Raw genomic sequence first — 19,431 nt, forward strand, 5'->3', positions numbered from 1 at the left:
GATTGAGTTGTGAGACAAACTACGGTAAGTTGATAAATATACCGAATTTATTTAACCAAGAACCGATCACAAACCATTTTTTCAATCCTAAATATGTCAGAGATTGCTGATTTCTCGGCTTTTAAGCTTTTGTCGTTATATCGCGATCGCCAGTTGTCACCAACAGAAGTAACCAAAGCTGCCCTAGAGCGGATTAATACTTACAATAGCCAAGTTAATGCATTTGCGATCGTTGATGAAGAAACCGCTCTTGCTGAAGCCCGTGCTTCAGAAGTGCGTTGGGTGAATGGAAATCCTCTTGGCTTGGTGGATGGTATACCCTTTACCGTTAAAGATTTACTCTTAACCAAGGGTTTGCCAACTCGACGAGGCAGTAAAGCGATTTCTTCCAATCAACCTTGGCAAGAAGATGCCCCTGCGGTGGCTCGTTTGCGCGAACAAGGAGCAGTACTACTAGGAAAAACCACAACCTCAGAGTTTGGCTGGAAGGGTGTAACCGAAAGCCCCCTGACTGGAATCACCCGCAATCCTTGGAATACAGATTTGACTCCTGGAGGTAGTAGTGGTGGGGCAGCTGTTGCTGCTGCATTGGGAATGGGAACACTCCATCTCGGTACAGATGGCGGCGGCTCGTCAAGATCACCGGCAGCCTTAACAGGAGTGTTTGGTTTGAAACCCACTTTTGGGCGTGTTGCTGGCTATCCATCAGCCCATACAGGAACTTTATTTCATATTGGCGTTCTGGTTCGCACCGTCACTGATGCCGCAGTCATGATGAATGTTATTGCCCATCCTGATGTGCGGGATTGGTATGCTTTATCAGGTGACAAACAGGACTACACTTTTGATTTAGATAAAGGTGTTGCGGGACTGCGGATTGCTTACAGTCCTAACTTTGGCTACGCTGATGTCGAGCCAGAAGTAGCTGCCTTAGTTAAAGCCGCAGTTGATATTTTTGCCAAACTTGATGCTGTTGTTGAAGAAGTCGATCCTGGTTTTGCAAATCCCCGCAGTATTTTCCAAACCTTCTGGCAAACTGGTGCAGCCAAGTTACTGCGAGGCTTTAGTCCAGAACAACAAGCTGTCATTGAAGAAGGCTTGCTCTCAATTGCCAAAGAAGGCGATCGCATCACACTAGCAGAATATCTCAGCGCCCAAGATGCTCGTGAAGCATTAGGACGACAAATGCAACGCTTTCATGAAAACTATGATTTACTGATTACTCCCACCTTACCTACAGTTGCTTTTCCAGTTGGACAAAACAGACCCCAATCATCTATCGAGAATCCGCAACGTGATTGGGCACCTTTTACCTATCCTTTTAATCTCACACAACAACCTGCTGCGTCTGTACCTTGTGGCTTCACTACAAATGGTTTGCCTGTAGGAATGCAAATCGTTGCTGCGAAATATAGAGATTTACTGGTATTGCAAGCAGCTAAAGCTTACGAAAGCATTTCTCCTTTCATCATGCCATTAGAATTGAATAGAAATGTTTTGAAGTAATTAAAAAAGGCAGTGAGCAAAATTTTTATATTAAATTCCTTACTACTGCTTTCTCAAATACCCAATCTAGAGTCAAAATTTCTAGATTTAAAAAATCAATTAGAAAAGAAAGGGTTTCAGGTAATCATTGCACTGCCACCAAAGCGAGGAGCTTATGGGTTACTAAGAGAAGCTGACAAAAAAATCTGGATTAATCCTGTAGTATTTAAGTTACATATTGGGACTCAAACACTAATCCATGAAACTGTTCATGCAGCACAGGTATGCGCCGGAAAAGGAAAAATAAAAACTTTAGGTTTAAACATTCAACCAAGCAATTACGCGCGACCATTTTTTAGACGTTATACTGATGTCAAACGGCAAGATTTAGAAAGAGAAGCCTATGCAGTGCAAACTCAACCTAATAGTTTTGAATTAGCTATATCTCTTTTTCAACAACACTGTAAGTAGCTAGTTTGACAGATGTAAAAGCTGAAGCGCCTTTATTGAACTGCTTTGTAATACAAAGTGTTGTTGAGTAATAATATTGAGTGCAAAGAATGCTTTAAAACCCGAATTTGTTAATGATTTTTTAGTACAAAATAACAAGAAAGATACTTTGCAGCAGTTTCAAAGTAATTTGAATGTTGAAGTAATCATAGTAATTGTCAAATTCATGTTGTCTCACTATCGGGTACACGCATTTATAAGACGGTTTGGAAAACTAGGTTCTCTAGTGTTAACTTGACACTTCTTTTCTCCAACTTCCTTACTGTTTTTGATAACTCTATAAAAATTCTATCTTGTTGTAACTCAAATCGGCAAATAGCGTCATCAGAAGTGAGAAAACTTGGTTCAAAGTTTTCATAAACACTAAGAATTTTCCCATTTGGACATTCTACTCGCTCAACAAGGTTAATATGATTACCTAGAGCTAATTGTACGAGAAACACAAAAAGAATAAAACAGCCAAAAAATCCTGCTACTAGAATACTGAAAAATTTTAGCAAGTCTTCTTTGAACAAAAAGCTATTAATAAATAGCAATAAAGGTGTGATATAAAAATATAGCGTGGTAATTTTGTTGAATAGATCAAACTCGAAAATAATTTTACTTGACCAATTTCCATCCCAGTTAAAAATGAGTGGTATTAGACTAATTATAATAACAACTAAGTTGTCTGAAGGTCTATCAAGTCTACTTATCAAGAACCAACGAACCCATCGCCAAAAGTTTTTGAGAAGTTTAGCAATCTGCATTTTTTAATACTGGTATTTATAAGTAAATAATACTCCTTAATATAGGACTCTGATTTGATTTTTGAAAACATACTGAGATTGAAAAGCCTGTTTTCCCAGGTTTTCTCTAAAATTTTGTTCACAAATCAGACAGTAGTCCTATAAGTACTGTTTAAATTATATGCGATGTTCTCTCATTATTAAGCTAACCTGTTATGCAAACAACGCTTGCTTAAGCTGCTGACAAGCCTTTTCAATTGCATCTATACTACCTGGATTCACCAAACCAAAATAATCAAACACATAGACTCGGTTATTTTTAGTTGCTTGCAATTGCTGCCAAAAAGCCTCCTTTTTCAAAGAATCTAAAAGTACTGCTTCCGAATTTCCTTGTGGAGGATTAACTAAAATTATCACCTCTGGATTTGCTTCTAAAACTTTCTCAGCCGAAAGCGTCACATAGCCGCCAACTGGGCTTTTTCCTTGTAAATCTGCGGCTATATTTTTCGCCTGAAACTTCGCCAGCAAATCTCCTGCCCAACTGTTTTTATTCGGCGCTAAAATTGGTTGACGACTAACCAGTGCTAGAGTAGAAGGACTCTGAGTTGGCTTATCTGGTAAGAAAGTTTTATAACGATTTAACAAAGGCTGAGGATCGGCATTAATTAACACAGCCAGCTTTTTAGTAAGTTCTTCTAGAGATTCCCAGCTATTCACCTTAGTGAGCAAAGTTTGAATTCCTAGCTGCTGAAGTTTTTGAATTGGAATGTTAGAAAAACCTTCAGCACCAATAACTAAATCTGGTTTGAGTGCTACCACTTTCTCTAAATTTGGCGGACTTTGACCTTCACTAACGCGGGGAATATCCTTGAATCTTGAATCATTCTTAAATAATTTACTACCAGTGATTCCGACAACTTTTGTTTGATCGAGTCGAGAGACAATATCAGCAGAAAGAGAAGAAAGAGCAACCACTCTTTTTGCTGATCCTTTTGCTAATTGCTGAGAGTTCGTGTTAGTAGCTTCAGTGGTATTTTCCACTTTGGTTTGTGGTTGCTGAGTATTTGTAGTGGTGCAAGCAACTAAAACTATACTCAACAAAATTGCTAAAGCAGATAAGAGCCAACGACGATGCATATTAAAATTCCTTATATGACTGAACGGGTGACAACATAGCTATATCGCCTGCTAAATAAGGGATAGAGCATGAAAACCACGCTGAAAATAGAGTCGTTTTTGAGGCTTAACGGCCATCTATATATAGAAAAAGATTATACGGGAACTTTCCGTATAATAATTATAGTTAGGTGTCACACCAAGCCCGATCATCACGAACAGTTCCTTCATGGCCCAGAACATCTACGACGACCAGTTCTTCTTTGAAGCATACGGTCAACTTCCCCGATCGATACATGGCTTGGACGGTGCGCCTGAATGGCCCGCACTTCGGAGGCTGCTTCCGCCGCTCCAAGCCCTCAGTGTTCTTGATCTCGGCTGCGGCTTTGGTTGGTTCTCCCGGTGGGCTGCTGAGTCTGGTGCAGAGTCAGTCCTTGCCGTTGATCTGTCCGAGCGAATGCTCACCCGCGCACGTGCCAAGACCGAGCTGACCAATGTAATCTTTGAACGTGCAGACTTAGAAACGTTGGTTCTTCCACCAGCTGCCTTCGACTTGGTGTACAGCTCCTTGGTACTGCACTATGTCAAAAGACTGCCTGCACTTCTGGACACGCTTTTTTACGCAACCCGATCGCACGGTAAACTTATCTTCTCAGTTGAACACCCTCTATTCACGGCACCCGCGAATGCAACGTGGGAAACCCTCCCTTCCGGCGCGCGAGTTTGGCCACTCGACCAGTACCTCATTGAAGGCCCTCGCGTCACGAATTGGCTTGCCCCAAGCGTGACTAAGCAGCATCGAACGATTTCAACCTATGTCAATCTCTTGCTTGCTGCTGGCTTTCACATCTTAGCTATCGAGGAGTGGGGGCCGAGTCCCGCCCAGATAGAAGAACATCCAGAATGGGCTAGCGAACTTCACCGCCCACCCTTTCTTCTGATCTCTGCCGGCCGAGAACCGAAGAATGCCGCCTAACCCTTCGCTCGATTGGACTTCCACCGGCTTGGTCTGCGAGGTAGTGGAAAATAGGAAGAAAGGCTGGCTTCTTACCAATTTGAAGAAAATTTGACAATTATTAATGTAATTTTTCCAATCTCCAGTTCAACTTACTTCGTCTCCATCCAATTTTCACCAACACGCGCCTCCACAAGCAAAGGAACACTCAACTGCACTGCATTTTCCATCACCGATTTAATTTGTAGTTGTAATTCTTCCCACTCATTAGGGGGAATTTCAAACACTAATTCATCGTGAACTTGCAACAACAAACGCGCCTGATAGTTCTTCAAAATTTCATGCAATCTCACCATTGCAATTTTGATAATATCAGCATTGGAACCTTGAATTGGTGCATTAGCAGCGGAGCGTAATAAACCTGCATCAAAAGCACCCAAATTCTTCAATTTACTCAGATCGATATCTTCTGGGTTGCTGCCTTTTAATTTGCGTAAACTATTATTAGTAAAGTCAAAGTAACGACGACGACCGAAAATAGTTTCTACATAACCAAGAGCGATCGCTTCTTTTTTCACTCGCTCCAAATATGCAAAAACTTTGGGGTATCGTTCATTAAACCGCTTAATGAACTCATTAGCAATAGTCTTATCTATCCCAGTTGAGCGCGAAAACCTTAGAGAACCCATGCCATAAATCACGCCAAAATTGATAGTTTTAGCCATCCCTCGTTCTTCTGATGTGATATTTTCTTTTTCAAACACTAATCGCGCCGTCACAGTGTGAACATCTTCATTTTGCTGATATGCTTGCACTAATATCGGCTCTTGACTCAAATGAGCCAAAATTCGCAATTCAATTTGTGAGTAATCAGCAGCCACCATTAACCAACCAGCTTCTGGCAAAAAAGCCTTCCGAATTTGACGACTAAAAGCTGTACGAATGGGGATATTTTGCAAATTTGGATTAGAAGAAGATAACCTACCAGTTGATGTTGCTGCTTGATTAAAATCAGTATGCACTCGCTGGGTATCTGGACGCACTAATGCAGGTAATGCATCAACATAAGTAGACTTTAATTTGGATAGAGTGCGATACTCAACGATCGCTTCAACAAATCCAGTGTTATCATCTTCTTGAAGTCTTTCTAGTGTTGCTGCATCTGTAGAGTAGCCCGTTTGAATTTTACGAGAATGTTTAGTGCTTAACCCCAACTTTTCAAACAAAATTTGACTCAACTGCTTAGGAGAACCCAAGTTAAAATTTTCCCCAGCTATTTCAGTTGCTTCCTCTTTTAACCTGGCTAACTCAGTTTCTAAATGCTGCGAAAGTTCTTGTAAATAAGCTGAATTAATGCGGACACCTGTGTATTCCATTTGGGCTAAAACAGCTTCTAGCGGCTGTTCCACTTCCACTAATAGCTTAGATAAAGCTGGAATTTTCTCTAGATCCTCACGTAATTTCGCCACTAAACCAAAGGTAGAATAAGCATCCATACCGCAGTAATCTGCGACGGCGGGAATATCTATATCAGCGATGGTTTTGCCTTTAGGAACTAAATCTAAGTAACTTTTAGCTATCAATCCCAAATATCGCTGTGACAAATCCATCAAATTATGACTTGAATCGGGATTTAGAATATAACTTGCCAGCATAGGATCAAACACCACTCCCGCCAAATTAATTCCTTGACACCTGAGAACTAGGCGGTCAAATTTGGCATTCTGTAAAGCTTTGGGATAATCAGCACTTTCGAGAATTGGGCGTAATGCTTCTAACACCAAATCTTTATGCAAATTTTCCCCAGTTTTGTGCCCCAGAGGAATATAGGCTACCTCATCTGGTTTCGTTCCCCAGCAGCAGCCAATTCCTACTAACTCAGCATCTCTTGGTTCTAAATCAGTGGTTTCAGTATCCCAAGCAACAGGAGTTTCTGGGTTAGTAAATTTTTGCAAAATTTTCACTAATTCAGTTAATTGGGCTTCGGTATTGATGATGCGTGGTGTAATTGGGGAAGTAGATTGTTGTGGGACTGCTGCTGTATCGCTAGCACTGAAAAACCACAAATCATTATCTTCATCAGCGCTAAATTCTGAGTTAGTAAAGTTGGGATTACTTACCTCTGTTTTGGCTTCTTGCTTTTCTTCGACTTTGCCACCAAAACGTTGCTGAAGGTCGTTAATTTTGCCTAAAAAAGACTTAAATTCTAACTTTTCTAAAATTGGTGATAAGACGCTTGTATCAAACCCTTTTAATTTACAATCTTCTAAATTGAATTCTATAGGAACATCTAAAACTATGGTTGCCAAATAGCGAGACTTATCGGCATCTTCTTTACCGACTGCCAGTTTTTTCTGAGTTGCACCTTTAATTTCATCTAACGCAGCATAAACATTCTCAAGTGAACCATAGGTATTCAGCAGCTGCACTGCTGTTTTTTCCCCAATCCCCTTAACACCAGGAATATTATCCGATTTATCACCACAAAGAGCTTTGAAATCAACAATTTGTGAAGGTAAAACCCCCATCTTCTCTTTGACTTGTTCTGCTTCAAATTCCGTGATGCTATTTGTAGAGCGCTTTAGGGCATCTGGACTAAAATTCAGAACAGTGATTTCTTTATCAGAGTCGATTAGTTGAAATAAATCGCGATCGCCAGTCAGAATCTTCACCCTATACCCAGCCGCAGTTACTCGCTGTGCTAAGGTTCCCAAAATATCATCTGCCTCAAAACCAGGGGCAGTAAAAAAGGGTAGATTGAAGCCATTGAGCAACTCATGCAGGTTTTCTAAGTCGGGAATGAAATCTTCTGGCGTTTCCGGGCGATCGGCTTTATAAGTATCGTCAGCTTCGTGGCGAAAAGTTGCCTCACCCAAATCAAAAGCGATCGCCATTGCTTGGGGCTGTTGTGTTGCCATTACCTCCAACAGGCACTTCACAAAACCAAAACATATACTCGTAGGAATCCCTGCTTTAGTACGCAGTCCTCCATCTCGCCCTTTGGCGAAAGCAAAGTATGAACGATAAGCCAGCGAGTGTCCATCTACGAGGATGAACGTGGGGCGTGTTGCAGTTGCAGAAGTGAAAGTTTCAGACATAGCCCTATTTTAGCCAGAAGCTTTGTCACATAGTTAGCAATTTCAGATGCTCGTTTAGCTTCGCTTTGGTGACACTAGCCCAGTTTTTGCGTATCAATTAATTTTAGACAAAATAATATCTACGCATTTGCCGCTTTAGTACAGAAGCCAAGTAGAACCAACTTTTGCCAGGGATACCAGCCCAATTAAGTACGTGAATATAAGCATAGTTACCAGATAGTAACTAGATCCCTAACTTATCACCAGAAGTCGAGGATCTATCTCCTGAGCCTTTTATGTTTTATTAGGTTGACCTAGCTTACTTCTCAGGAATCAACAAAAACTAGCTTAATATTTCGACATAAGATTGCCATTATCCAAACCTCTGTACCTTAACAAAACTTTATATATACCACTCAAAAAGTCTATTTCTCGAAGGAATTTAAACACAATAACTTTACATAAAGTTACGTGTATTTATCAAGACTACAAGCAAAGTTTCAGAGTTAAAAATAGGTTAGTAATCCCGTAATTGTTCGTTTCAGAAAGGCATCTTTTATCCATGACAACAAAACTATTCAACACTCTAGCTGCTGCTACAACTTTGGCAGGAATTGTTGCAACATCTGGAGCAGCCAATGCAGCTTCTCTCTCATACAGTAGTTCCACTGATTACGATTTCACAAATATCATTGATGCACCTCTGAGCGTCCAAAAATTTAACTCATCTTTGGGTACACTTAAGGGTGTAACGATAAGTTTTACTGGCGACTTACTTGGAAATGCAGGTTTTGAAAACAGGAGTCCAACCCCGACTCCGGTGACAGTAAATCTTGCTAGTCAAATCAGTTTAAAACTAAATAATCAGTCTCTGTTTGCGCTCAATCCACAAGATATCTCAAGTTATCAAGCTGCTAAATATGACGGTAAAACTGATTATAATGGCACCTCTGGAAAGACTATTTCTAACTTAACTGCTACACAATCTGCTACTCAGTCTTTCACCAATACCCAATTCTTGCAGTCTGTCACTGGTAATGGCGACATAGACTTTTTGTTCTCAGCTTTAGCCAACTCAGTAGTTACGGGTTCGGGCAACATGAGATCCTATATTGATACTTATGCCAAAGCAGGTATCAAAGTAACTTATGACTACGATGAGGTGAAATCAGTACCTGAATCTTCTGCCACACTTGGAATTGGTTTAATTGCTGGGCTTTGTCTATTGTCACAACGTAAAAAAAGCTGGATCAAGATGTTTAATTAATTGACTTTCTTGAATAGGTAGATTTTTCTGATTTTATCTATCCATCAGGCTGTCTAATTTAAATAAAAATGCCCGATTTTTTCGAGAATCGGGTTTTTTATTGCGCCTATTAGCCATAATTTTTAAGACTTTTGAAGTAAATCCAAAATCCTCAGAGCAAGTTGATTGCTCGCTGGGAACAATCTAAAATCTAAAATTGTGTGAGTCAGCATCCTTATCTTAGGAAATTGGATTGACTAGAGATGCCAATTTTTTCTACAACTCCCCACTGGTCGCTAGAGCCTGTTAACCTCTTACTGGAACTTAAAATCTAGGAAATTATGCAGAAAGCATCTACTGACAATCAGGCTGCTGCAAAAGACATTAAACTACTAGTTTTGGATATAGATGGCACGATCGCTGGACACTCTAACACCATCAGCAAACCTGTAAAGCAAGCTATTATTGCAGCCCAAGCACGAGGAATTAAAGTAGCGATCGCTACAGGTAGAATGTATTGTTCAGCCTTGCGCTTTCACCAAGACATCGGCTCTACCTTACCATTAATGGCCTATCAGGGAGCCTGGATTCAAGACCCAATCACCCAAAAAATTCATCGCCATTGGGTTGTTTCCAGAGAAATCGCCCACCAGCTACTCGACTATTTTGAACAGCCTGAATTGCGATCGCTTCTATCTGTTCACTTTTACATCAACGATCAACTATACGTTCGTGAGTTAACCAGAGAAACCAAAATTTATGCAGAACGTTCTGGTATTATTGCGATTCCTGTAGGTGATTTGCGTCAAGCCTTAACGAATGAACCGACAAAAATTCTTGCTTTGTGTGATGACACAGATGTAATCGATAAGCTATTAGGAAATTTGCGCCGCCAATACACACCCGCTGAACTTTATCTGACAACCTCTGTTGCTACCTTTTTTGAAGCAACTAACGCCTCTGTAAATAAGGGGACTGCTGTACGTTACCTAGCCGAAGAATTGTTGGGATTACAGTTAGCCAACGTTATGGCGATTGGCGATAACTTCAATGATGTGGAAATGCTGCAGTATGCCGGACTTGGTGTAGCTATGGGCAACGCACCAGCAGCAGTACAAGCGATCGCTAAGTGGGTAGCTCCTAGCGTAGAGGAAGATGGGGCAGCAGTAGCAATTGAAAAGTTTTTGCTGTAGTGAAGGCATTTTTTCAAATCTAACCCATACAAATCAGAAAGGACACCGACGACTGGCCGTGTTTCGTCTCGGTGCCCCTGCTGGTTCGCTCCTCACACACCTGCTAATGTATCCGAGGTGGTGCATTGAGTCAATAGCTATATAAAAAGTTTTTATTTTTGCCTAAGCGACATTACCGATTTATAACTCCAAAGGCGCAAAAACCCCCAGATTTTCCTCTAGGACAAATTTTAATACTGACTGAGTAGCCACGAGCAATCCGAGTCTAGCTTGGGCCAGCTCTGGTGACGTAATTTTCACCTCACCCCAAATCCGGCAATTAGACCAAAACTTTTCAAAAGCTTGGCTCAAATTCAGCGCTACTTTTTCCCATTTCACAGAACCGTTAACATCAGGGCACTCTATGTTGTCTACCACTTGTATTAATTCGCCAATTAGACGACGCTCATCTGGGTGATTTAGCCGCAATATTCCGTCGCAATTAAGCCAAGGTAGAGGGTTAGGAGAGATAACATTCCAAAAAGCTGGACTAGTATTTGGAACTGGTTCTCTAAGTTTAATCAATCCCTCCCGATGAGCCAGAAGCACTAGCGAACAGCAGCGTGCATGAGCATATTCAACAGCAAACAATGAATTGGGCACTGAGGATTGGGGATTGGGGATTGGGCATTGGGCATCAATTGTCCCCTCATGTTCCCCACTCCCCTCTCCCTCCCAACTCCCGACTACGAGACTTTGTAACCAAGTCGCTAAGGTTGAGTGAGTTAATTCAAAATTTATCCAACCAGGGGGAACTATTTGGATGCTAAAAACGTCCTCACAAATCCCTGATAAATCTGAAGCGATCGCACTAGCAAGCTCCATCGCTTTTCGATTCTGAGATTTTGATAGTCGCAAAGACACACTTGAGGTATAGAAAACTCTATTATCATCTCTACCTTTATATAGAGGAATTTTTTCGTCTTTTATGGATCTATTTTTTTCCCTATAAGTATCAATGCTTATTGATTTTGTTAGACAACTATATAATAGCTGTTTGATTGACGTATATTTGCTAACTGGTAATTTATAATGCACGTAATATTATTTAATTAGTCATGTAAGATATATTTGTTACTTTTCTGTCATCTATCTTGCGGTATAAATTTAATTTAGATAAAGAAAAATGAGAAGAGGATAAAATTTGATGAATAATCGATGAATAGTAAGTAAACTTTACTACCATCATTGTACAGTAGGAAGTATAACAAAAGAGTAGAGAGTAATTTGCTTTCTATTCTTTGGATTGGCTGGCGCTGTTAGGCGTTAAGCCTGCCTCGCCAACACAAAGACACTCCTTGCACCCTTTTATTTATGTCTTTGTCTTCAGCCGAACGCTCTTTGTTACCTATGCAATCTCCATCCTCCTTTTCTGAGGCATCACGGCCTTTTTTGACTTGGCAACGCATTCTTGACTGGGCTCAAGAACACTATCGCTGCCGCACCTTTAGCAAAGATGAGCGCATTCCAGCCCGGCCTGGATTGCTGTATTTGGTGCAAAGGGGTGCGATCCGTATGGTAGGAACCGCCCAAGTTAGCGCTACTGCCAGTCAGCTAACGTCTCGACGAATCAACAGAACCCCAGAAGAAGCGTTCTTGGGTTTCGTGGGAGCGGGACAACCATTTGAAATTGTTGCTCAGTCACCATTCACACTCCAGGCTTACGCCCATGTCGATCAAACTGCGGTGTTGTGGATGTACTGGCACGATCTAGACAATTGGCCTCACTTCCGTCGCGAAGTTATGGATGCCTTTAGGTATCAGCACCAGCGTAAGCTGCTGTGGCTGAGTGCCTTGGGACAACGCCGCACAATTGACCGACTCTTAGGATTTCTCACATTGTTAATTGAGGAATATGGAGAGCCAGCAATGAGCGACACTGATCCTGATGTGATTCGCGGTTATTGTCTGCCCTTTCCCCTCACCCATGCCCAAATTGGTAGCGCGATTGGTTCCACTCGTGTCACCGTCACCCGCTTGATGGGTAAGCTGCGTCAACGTGGTTTAATCCTGACTCAAGGGGACAATCTAATATGCTTGCCAGCAGAGTCGATTAATAGAGCTGGTTAAGGTACAGTTCAGAGCGGCGATTTCCGCCACTCTGTCTTGAGTGCGATGGGCTAGACCCCGCCGGAAGTGATCGCTCTTGTCAGCGAATTTTGACAAATCCCGCTTGGGTAATCAGTTCCTGTCCCTGCTCAGTCAGCAGTAAGTTGGCGTAAGCGACACCTGCTTGCTGCTCAGTCTGACCATTCTGTTTGACCACCACAAACAGATTGCGGGTAATCGGGTATTTTCCTGATTGGAATGCCTCAATGTTCAACTTGTTCCGTTTACCAGGACATTCAGACGGGAGGACAGAAGGTTCTTGGTATGGTGCAATGTATTGCCCTTGCGTGCGCCCCAACGGCAAGGCTTTGATTGAGCATTGAGGAATCACCTCTGGGGCAGAAGCGTAGTAGATGCTACCAGGACTATCAGCCAATTTTTGCAAGGCTTGGGTGGTTGTGGAGATAAATTCTACATTGGAGCTGAAAGCTTGACCACCCAAGATGTCTTGGACAAAAAGTTCGACAGTACCGCCATCAGCAATGCGGCGGGAATAGGGCTTGATCGGGATATTGGGGCCGCCCACCTGGCTCCAATTATTGATTTTGCCTGTGTAAATTGACTTTAACTGTTCTATCGTCAGTCCTGGGATATTCAGGCTGGGGTTAACTGCAACCGCTAAACCATCAATTGCCACAGGAATTTGTTTCAAACTGAACCCACGCTGCTGGGCACGGCTTAATTCTTGATCTAGAACTGGTCGGGAGGACTGGGCAAAGGCTAGTTGACCGTCTATCAAGGACTGGATGCCAGTACCAGAACCAGGAGATGCATTACTGGGTTCTACATAGCGCAGCCGTAACTCTGGCCGCGCGGCTTGAATTGCTGGATCAACTACTAGTCGAATCGGTGCCCAAGATGTACTGCCACCGTAATTGAATAATCCTGTAGGAACATCCTTTACTGAAGTGAAAGTATTGCCACTAGGTTGTTCTGATCCGGTTTGGGGCGTTTTAGTGCTACCAGAATTAATTGTATTTAGATCGACACCAGATTTTCTAGTAAACCACCAAAAACCGCCAGCTATTAGCCCGACGGTGATTAGGATGGATAATACAAGAATAGTTGTTTCATTTTTTTGGGACATAGTATAATTACCCGCGCATCCATTCAATATAAGTGCTTGACTTGATAAGTGCTTGCTACTTGAGATTGTATTTGGAGGACGGGTGTTTTATTAAAAATGCTGACAAATCCTCACTTCTGACTACAATAGATGCCAAGGTATAATAAATTTTCCCTGGATTATTCGTCTTTTTTCTCAAGACTTGAGTGTTGGCGAGGATAAGTTGTTAGTTGATACTAATACCATTTCTTTGTGAGGCTGCGCCAAATTTTCTTTCTTCCTTTGTGACGGCAGTCGCTCATGGGGGAAACCCCCAAGACCGCGCTGCCTCTCCTTTGTGCCCTTTGCGGTTCGTTCCTTATATAATTTGGCGCATCTTTATACAGAATTGGTATAAGAATTTTCCCCGTAAAGCTCAATTTCTCATCTTCAGGGTTTTTCCAGGTTAACGATTGGTTAATTTTTAATTTTTTATTGTTGATTAACGCACTGGTTCAAAGTCATAACCAGTGCGAGAGCGAGAACCAGGAACGATTTTTACAAGTTGGACTGGCGCATTGCGATCGCCTGATGCTAAAAACCGAATTGTACCAGAAGCACCAGTGGCAGAAAAGTCAGAGGACAAGAGTGCTTGTTGGACTCCATCTCGCGTGGGATTGCGTTCTAATGCTGCAATTAGAGCTACAGTGGCATCATAACTGAGGGCGCTGCGCCAACTCACATCAGCGCCCCATAATTGCCGCGATTTCTGGGGAAAATCTGACTTAGGATCGCTATCAATATGCCAGGGAACTGCTACTACCATCCCCACAGCTTGTTCTCTGCCAATTTCTAAAGTTTTAGCGGTGTAAACATCATCTCCCCCCAGTAGAGTTAACCGTTTCTGGTTAATTTGAACTACTTGCAGCGCTTTATCCAAAGTTTCAGTATTAGCAGCTAACATCAACACTTCTGCACCTTGTTTAGTTGCTTGTTCTACACTTTTAGCCGCACTAAAATCCGCCTTGGATAAGTCAAATTCGCTGGATGCCTGTCCACCCTCTAGGGAAACGGATGAAACAAACTCTGACTTTAAAGACTGGCTATAGTTACTCTGAGAATTAAAGAAAACTACTGCATTTTTTTTCTGCAAGGTTCTCACCATATAGTTAGCTAAACTTCTTGCAGCCATAAAATCACTAGGAACCGTGCGAAAAACATAGCGGCTAAAGTTAGAAATTTTGACAGATGTGCTGGTTGGAGATATGGCTACAAGTTGTCCAGAAGTATAGATAGTACCTGCGGCTAAAGTGGAATCGCTAGTATTCGGCCCAACTACACCCAATACTTCGGAATTGCTGACTAGGCCAGAAGCGATTTGCTTGGCTATTTCTGGATTGTCGTCATCGCTAGCTATCCCTACCCTCAACGCTACTCCCTTGACTCCTCCAGAACTATTAACTTGATTTTGGGCTTGGGCGATACCACGTAAAATTTCTAAAGAAGTATTGGGGTCAGTGCCAAATGGTACAGAAGCCACGATGGTATAGCTTTTGGAAGAACCGATTCGGGCATTATTAAGAAAAATTAATGTTTCTGGATCATTACGATTGAGTTTTAGAGCAGCTGTGAAATTGGCGATCGCTTTATCATAACTTTTAGCTGCGATCGCCTGTATTCCTTCTTTTTTCACAGGAGAAATCTCACCCGGGGTAAAAGATTTTTCCCCAAAACTAATGCGATCCTGCAAGGATGGATTGCTACCTGGTTCCTGATTTGGAATGGTGGTATTACTAATTTTTACTCCATTGTTAGTAAACCACCAGAAACCACCGCCAACTATGCCAACTGTCAGCAGTAGAGCCAAAGCTAAAATTGTGGTTTCATTCTTTTGTGACATGAACAAGTTTAAATAAAGTAAAAATATTTAATATTTGATTATTTGGCTAAATCTAAGCATTTCAATCATTTAATTCTAACAAATCCAGCTTTTTCAATCAGTTCTTGACCTTGAGGTGTCAGCAGCCAATTTGCATAAGCTTCGCCAGCTTGCTGATCTGTTTGACCATTCTGTTTAACGATTACAAATAAATTGCGGGTAATTGCATAGTCTCCACTACGAAATGCTTGACTATTCAACTGGTTACGTTTACTGGGACATTCAGATGGAGATACAACAGGTTGTTGGTAAGGAGGCACAAATTGACTGCTGATTCGCCCTAATGGTAGGGACTTAATCGTACATTGTGGTACAACCTCTGGGGCAGAAGCATAATAAATTGCGCCAGGATTTGCGGCTACTTTTCGTACTGCTTCTGTGGTTGTGCCAACATAACTAACGTTAGTACCAAATTTTTCTTTATTTAAAACATTTTCGATAAAGAATTCCACTGTACCCCCCGCTTCTTTGTTGCGAGAGTAGACTTTAATTGGTAAATTTGGCCCACCCACTTGTTGCCAATTAGTAATCTTGGCAGTGTAGATGTCTTTAAGTTGGGCGACAGTTAAACCAGGGATATTGAGATTTTGGTTAACTGCGATCGCAATACCATCAATCGCCACTGGAATTTCTTTCAAACCAAATTCTTTTTGTTTAGCTTCGGTATTTTCTTCAGCTTTAACTGAGCGAGAAGACTGAGAAAAAGCTAGTTGATTATCTATCAACATCCGAATACCAGTTCCAGATCCTGCTTGACCTGAAGCAGGTTGAGTATAGCGTAAAGTAAATTGAGGACACAGGCTTTCTAGTACGGAGTCTACGTCTTTACGGATGGGTGCCCAGGTTGTACTACCACCATAGTTGAATGTCCCTTCTGGGAGATTTGGCACGTTACATCTGTTGTTGACAAACTGGTTTATGGGATTACCTGTGTTACCACTCCCGGAAGTTTTAGGAACAGTTCCGGTTAATTGCGCCCACCGTTCCATAAGAAACCATAGACCACCAAAGATTAAACCAATAGTGATGACAATGGCTAAAAAAAGACTAAGTGTTTCGTTTTTCTGAGACATTTATGTAGCTGTTAGCACCAGAAGTTTTTTAAAGTAAGAGAGATAATAATTTATAAATAAGTCGAAATACAGCTGTTAGTGAAATAGCTACTAAGCCTGCTCCAACTGCTAAAATCACTACTGACGGAAGATCAAGACCTCCCCGTAAAAAGGGGACAAAAAAAATAATTGCAAAAGTAATTGTGGGAATAATTAATAAATCGAACTTTTCAATCCACCGCCTGGTTTGGGCAAAAATTAGTATACCTAAAATCAGGGCGGAAGTAGTCAAAGTAACTATTGGTGATTTTACTAGACTGAAGAGGGCGATCGCGATCAATGCACCCTCAAATCCACTAAATGCCGCCCCACCCAATAATTCCAATGTAGAAAACGCTGGTTGAGTTGGTGGACGACGGGGAACGACAGGATTAGAACCTTTGGATGGTTGTGGCGGGAGGGTTACAGAGGGCGAATTAAGTTGTGTAGGGACTTGAGCCGCCTGTGAGTTAAGTGCGCGTAGAACCTCCTGGGCTGACTGGAAGCGTTGATTAGCCGCAGGTAGGAGCATTTTGTCTAAAATGTCAGCAAGGTGAGGGTTGACACTCACTTGGGTTCGCCATTTCCACTGGTTGCTATAGGCATCAAATAGTTGAATTGCTTCCTGATTTGTTAACAAGGTAATCAGAGTTACAGCTAAAGCGTATAAATCTGTAGATGGAAATACTTGCCCACCAGCCATCTGTTCAGGTGGTGCAAATCCCATAGAATAAATTCCTGTGGAAGAAGCCGCAGAACCAAGTGCAGCATTTGTTACTTGCTTGACTGCGCCAAAGTCTAGTAAGAAAAGTTTACCATCACGACGACGCATGATGTTTGAAGGTTTGATGTCTCTGTGGATAATACCTCTGTCATGGACAAACTCTAGTACTCTCAGGATTGCTTGCAATACCTCTAACACTTGCTGTTCAGAAAATTTGCCTTGTTGAACTAATTCTTCTTCTAGGTTTTGCCCATCAATGTATTCTTGCACCAAGTAAAAAAATTGGTCTTGCTCTCCTGGTTGCAAGCTATTAACTATCACTGGGAAGAAGGCAAATAAGTCAGGAATTTGCTCGTGATCGTTACCAAGCTGTGCTAAAACTTCTGCTTCTCTTTCAAACATTAACTGCGCTTGTTGCAGTTGAGTTAAGGTTAAATTTCCCGATGGTTGAAACTGCTTAACCACGCATTGTCGCATTCCCGGTATTCGGCGATCGCGTGCCAAAAATGCTGCTCCAAACCCACCCCTTCCCAGCAGTTTCGTCGGCACGTATCGACCATCTAGCATCAATGGCATACCACAGGTAGTGCAATACTTTTGCTGGGTTGTTTTCAGTGTCGTAACATCATCTAAATCGGCAAAATAGTTTTGTGGGCGTGGACAACGCGGACGAGTGCAGTAAACTTCCATTTTCGTGATTAGTCAAAATAATTCGCAATTGATAATACTCGCCTTCTCTACGAGATGCTACGTGAATGGCAAGAAGCAAGCTACGTAATTCGTAATTAGTTCCGGTTACAGAGTAACTAAATTTGTTAATGAGGAACAGGAAACTTTTTTCCTGATGTCAAACCCTTGGCTTGCCTACAGCACCCTGCACGAACACAATGGGTTAATAATTACGAATTAAGTTAGCGACAGAGGAGCATCATTACGAATTATTTGGTCATTTACAAAAAACAAAGGACAAATGACAAGGGACTAATAACCTGATTTTAGTCTTCGCCAGATGAGGTGGGTGTTGCTACCTCCAATGTAGTTAACACTAAACTTTTTTGTGTTAATTTTAACACATCTTGATTCCATCCTGGGTTAGCAAACTGGGGCAAAATTTCTTGACTAAAGGCTTCTGCGGCCTTGGATCTATAGCGATTGGGATTACAAATCAGCCACAGCGTCCGTTTGACGACAACACCTTCAATGGGAGTACGGTGCAGAACGCCCATTTGTAACTCTTTAGCGATCGCACTAGTTGAAACAAAGGCAGCCCCTAAACCAGATTGCACAGCATTTTTAATCGCTTCAATGGAATTCAATTCCATTTCAACTTTAAAACGTCTGGTATCAATTTCACAGCGTGCTAGCACTTGGTCAATTACTTTGCGGATAGTCGATTGGGAATCTAGAGCAATGAATTGTAATTTATACAGGTCTTCTTTCTGGATTTTTTCAAGTTTGGTAAAAGGATGAAAGACAGGTATGATCAGCGCTAGCTCGTCCTCAGCGTAAGGAATAACTTCTAAAGATTCTGACAGTTCACCAGGGATTTCACCACCGATAATTGCCAAATCAACTTGTCCGTTAGCGACACTCCAAGCAGTCCGCCGGGTAGAGTGGACGTGTAATTGCACTGCCACATCTGGATATTTTTGTCGGAACATACCGATCATTCTGGGCAAAAGATAAGTGCCGGTGGTTTGAGAAGCACCGACAATTAAAGTACCACCTTGGAGATTTTGTAAATCCTCGATGGCGCGGCAAGTTTCCTGACAGAGACTGAGGATTTTTTCACCGTAGTTTAAGAGTAGATGCCCGGCTTCGGTTAATTGGGCGCGTCGTCCTCCACGATCAAATAAGGGGACATCGAGTTGCCGTTCGAGATTTTGGACTTGTAAACTAACGGCAGGCTGGGAGACGTAAAGACTATCAGCGGCACGCTTGAAGCTTCCTTCTTGGGCGATCGCTTTCAGGATACGTAACTGATCTAAAGTGAAAGGAAGGTCAGACATAAGGCTCAACCCACAAACTTTTAAAGGAGCAGATGCACGTAATAAATCCGGTTTGACAGCAATCAGCCAGACATGATTTGTTGCATATTAAACTTGAAGGATTGACTCGAAAAAGACAGTAGCACAACATCTTGACTAAAGTCCCCTTTTGAATACTTTGTGGTA

General features: G+C 41.9%; 15 protein-coding genes. 6 read left to right on the plus strand and 9 right to left on the minus strand.

Annotation, left to right across the window (positions count from 1 at the left end; all coding sequences use genetic code 11):
- The first annotated feature begins 93 nt into the window (after window positions 1–93).
- Window positions 94–1,506, plus strand: coding sequence for an amidase (locus tag HWQ40_RS20900; RefSeq protein ID WP_292781242.1), 1,413 nt, complete (start codon window positions 94–96; stop codon window positions 1,504–1,506).
- Window positions 1,507–1,518: 12 nt separating this feature from the next.
- Complete coding sequence (locus HWQ40_RS20905; RefSeq protein WP_292781244.1) at window positions 1,519–1,956, plus strand: hypothetical protein; 438 nt, start codon at window positions 1,519–1,521, stop codon at window positions 1,954–1,956.
- Window positions 1,957–2,189: 233 nt separating this feature from the next.
- On the opposite strand, the gene HWQ40_RS20910 is transcribed toward HWQ40_RS20905, so the two are convergent.
- Together HWQ40_RS20910 and HWQ40_RS20915 are read right to left on the minus strand one after the other, a co-directional pair.
- Window positions 2,190–2,744: a hypothetical protein gene (locus HWQ40_RS20910; RefSeq protein ID WP_292781247.1), complete on the minus strand. Its 555-nt coding sequence runs from the start codon at window positions 2,742–2,744 to the stop codon at window positions 2,190–2,192.
- Between the two features lie 192 nt (window positions 2,745–2,936).
- Window positions 2,937–3,860, minus strand: coding sequence for an ABC transporter substrate-binding protein (locus tag HWQ40_RS20915; RefSeq protein ID WP_292781250.1), 924 nt, complete (start codon window positions 3,858–3,860; stop codon window positions 2,937–2,939).
- 208 nt (window positions 3,861–4,068) lie between these two features.
- Here HWQ40_RS20915 and HWQ40_RS20920 point away from each other — a divergent pair, with 208 nt between their 5' ends.
- Window positions 4,069–4,815 carry a class I SAM-dependent methyltransferase gene (locus HWQ40_RS20920; protein ID WP_292781252.1) on the plus strand — a complete coding sequence of 249 codons (747 nt, stop codon included), beginning with the start codon at window positions 4,069–4,071 and terminating at the stop codon, window positions 4,813–4,815.
- A 131-nt stretch (window positions 4,816–4,946) separates the two neighbouring features.
- Here the strand turns inward: HWQ40_RS20920 and polA are convergent, their stop codons facing one another.
- Complete coding sequence (gene polA, locus HWQ40_RS20925) at window positions 4,947–7,892, minus strand: DNA polymerase I (RefSeq protein ID WP_292781256.1); 2,946 nt, start codon at window positions 7,890–7,892, stop codon at window positions 4,947–4,949.
- 541 nt (window positions 7,893–8,433) lie between these two features.
- On the opposite strand from polA, the gene HWQ40_RS20930 reads away from it, so the two are divergent.
- Both HWQ40_RS20930 and HWQ40_RS20935 read left to right on the plus strand, forming a co-directional pair.
- Entirely contained in the window at window positions 8,434–9,138 is a 705-nt protein-coding gene (locus tag HWQ40_RS20930; RefSeq protein ID WP_292781259.1) for a choice-of-anchor E domain-containing protein, read from the plus strand.
- 320 nt (window positions 9,139–9,458) lie between these two features.
- Window positions 9,459–10,310, plus strand: a complete 852-nt coding sequence (locus tag HWQ40_RS20935; protein ID WP_292781262.1) for a Cof-type HAD-IIB family hydrolase — start codon at window positions 9,459–9,461, stop codon at window positions 10,308–10,310.
- 180 nt (window positions 10,311–10,490) lie between these two features.
- Here HWQ40_RS20935 and HWQ40_RS20940 read toward each other — a convergent pair whose 3' ends face one another.
- Window positions 10,491–11,387, minus strand: coding sequence for a DALR anticodon-binding domain-containing protein (locus HWQ40_RS20940; protein ID WP_292781265.1), 897 nt, complete (start codon window positions 11,385–11,387; stop codon window positions 10,491–10,493).
- Between the two features lie 312 nt (window positions 11,388–11,699).
- Between HWQ40_RS20940 and HWQ40_RS20945 the strand changes: the two genes are divergently transcribed.
- Complete coding sequence (locus HWQ40_RS20945; RefSeq protein ID WP_012412419.1) at window positions 11,700–12,419, plus strand: Crp/Fnr family transcriptional regulator; 720 nt, start codon at window positions 11,700–11,702, stop codon at window positions 12,417–12,419.
- A 79-nt stretch (window positions 12,420–12,498) separates the two neighbouring features.
- Here HWQ40_RS20945 and HWQ40_RS20950 read toward each other — a convergent pair whose 3' ends face one another.
- The 5 genes from HWQ40_RS20950 to HWQ40_RS20970 all read right to left on the minus strand — a co-directional run bounded on the left by HWQ40_RS20950 (window position 12,499) and on the right by HWQ40_RS20970 (window position 19,266).
- Window positions 12,499–13,545: a PstS family phosphate ABC transporter substrate-binding protein gene (locus HWQ40_RS20950; RefSeq protein WP_292781267.1), complete on the minus strand. Its 1,047-nt coding sequence runs from the start codon at window positions 13,543–13,545 to the stop codon at window positions 12,499–12,501.
- A gap of 460 nt (window positions 13,546–14,005) precedes the next feature.
- Window positions 14,006–15,403: an ABC transporter substrate-binding protein gene (locus HWQ40_RS20955; RefSeq protein WP_292781270.1), complete on the minus strand. Its 1,398-nt coding sequence runs from the start codon at window positions 15,401–15,403 to the stop codon at window positions 14,006–14,008.
- 65 nt (window positions 15,404–15,468) lie between these two features.
- Window positions 15,469–16,515, minus strand: a complete 1,047-nt coding sequence (locus tag HWQ40_RS20960) for a PstS family phosphate ABC transporter substrate-binding protein (RefSeq protein ID WP_292781275.1) — start codon at window positions 16,513–16,515, stop codon at window positions 15,469–15,471.
- 28 nt (window positions 16,516–16,543) lie between these two features.
- Window positions 16,544–17,947: a serine/threonine-protein kinase gene (locus tag HWQ40_RS20965; protein ID WP_292781278.1), complete on the minus strand. Its 1,404-nt coding sequence runs from the start codon at window positions 17,945–17,947 to the stop codon at window positions 16,544–16,546.
- A gap of 305 nt (window positions 17,948–18,252) precedes the next feature.
- Window positions 18,253–19,266 carry a LysR family transcriptional regulator gene (locus tag HWQ40_RS20970; protein WP_292781281.1) on the minus strand — a complete coding sequence of 338 codons (1,014 nt, stop codon included), beginning with the start codon at window positions 19,264–19,266 and terminating at the stop codon, window positions 18,253–18,255.
- Window positions 19,267–19,431: the final 165 nt, after the last annotated feature.

The sequence above is a fragment of the Nostoc sp. NMS9 genome, from assembly GCF_017114995.1.
Taxonomy (GTDB): Bacteria; Cyanobacteriota; Cyanobacteriia; order Cyanobacteriales; family Nostocaceae; genus Nostoc.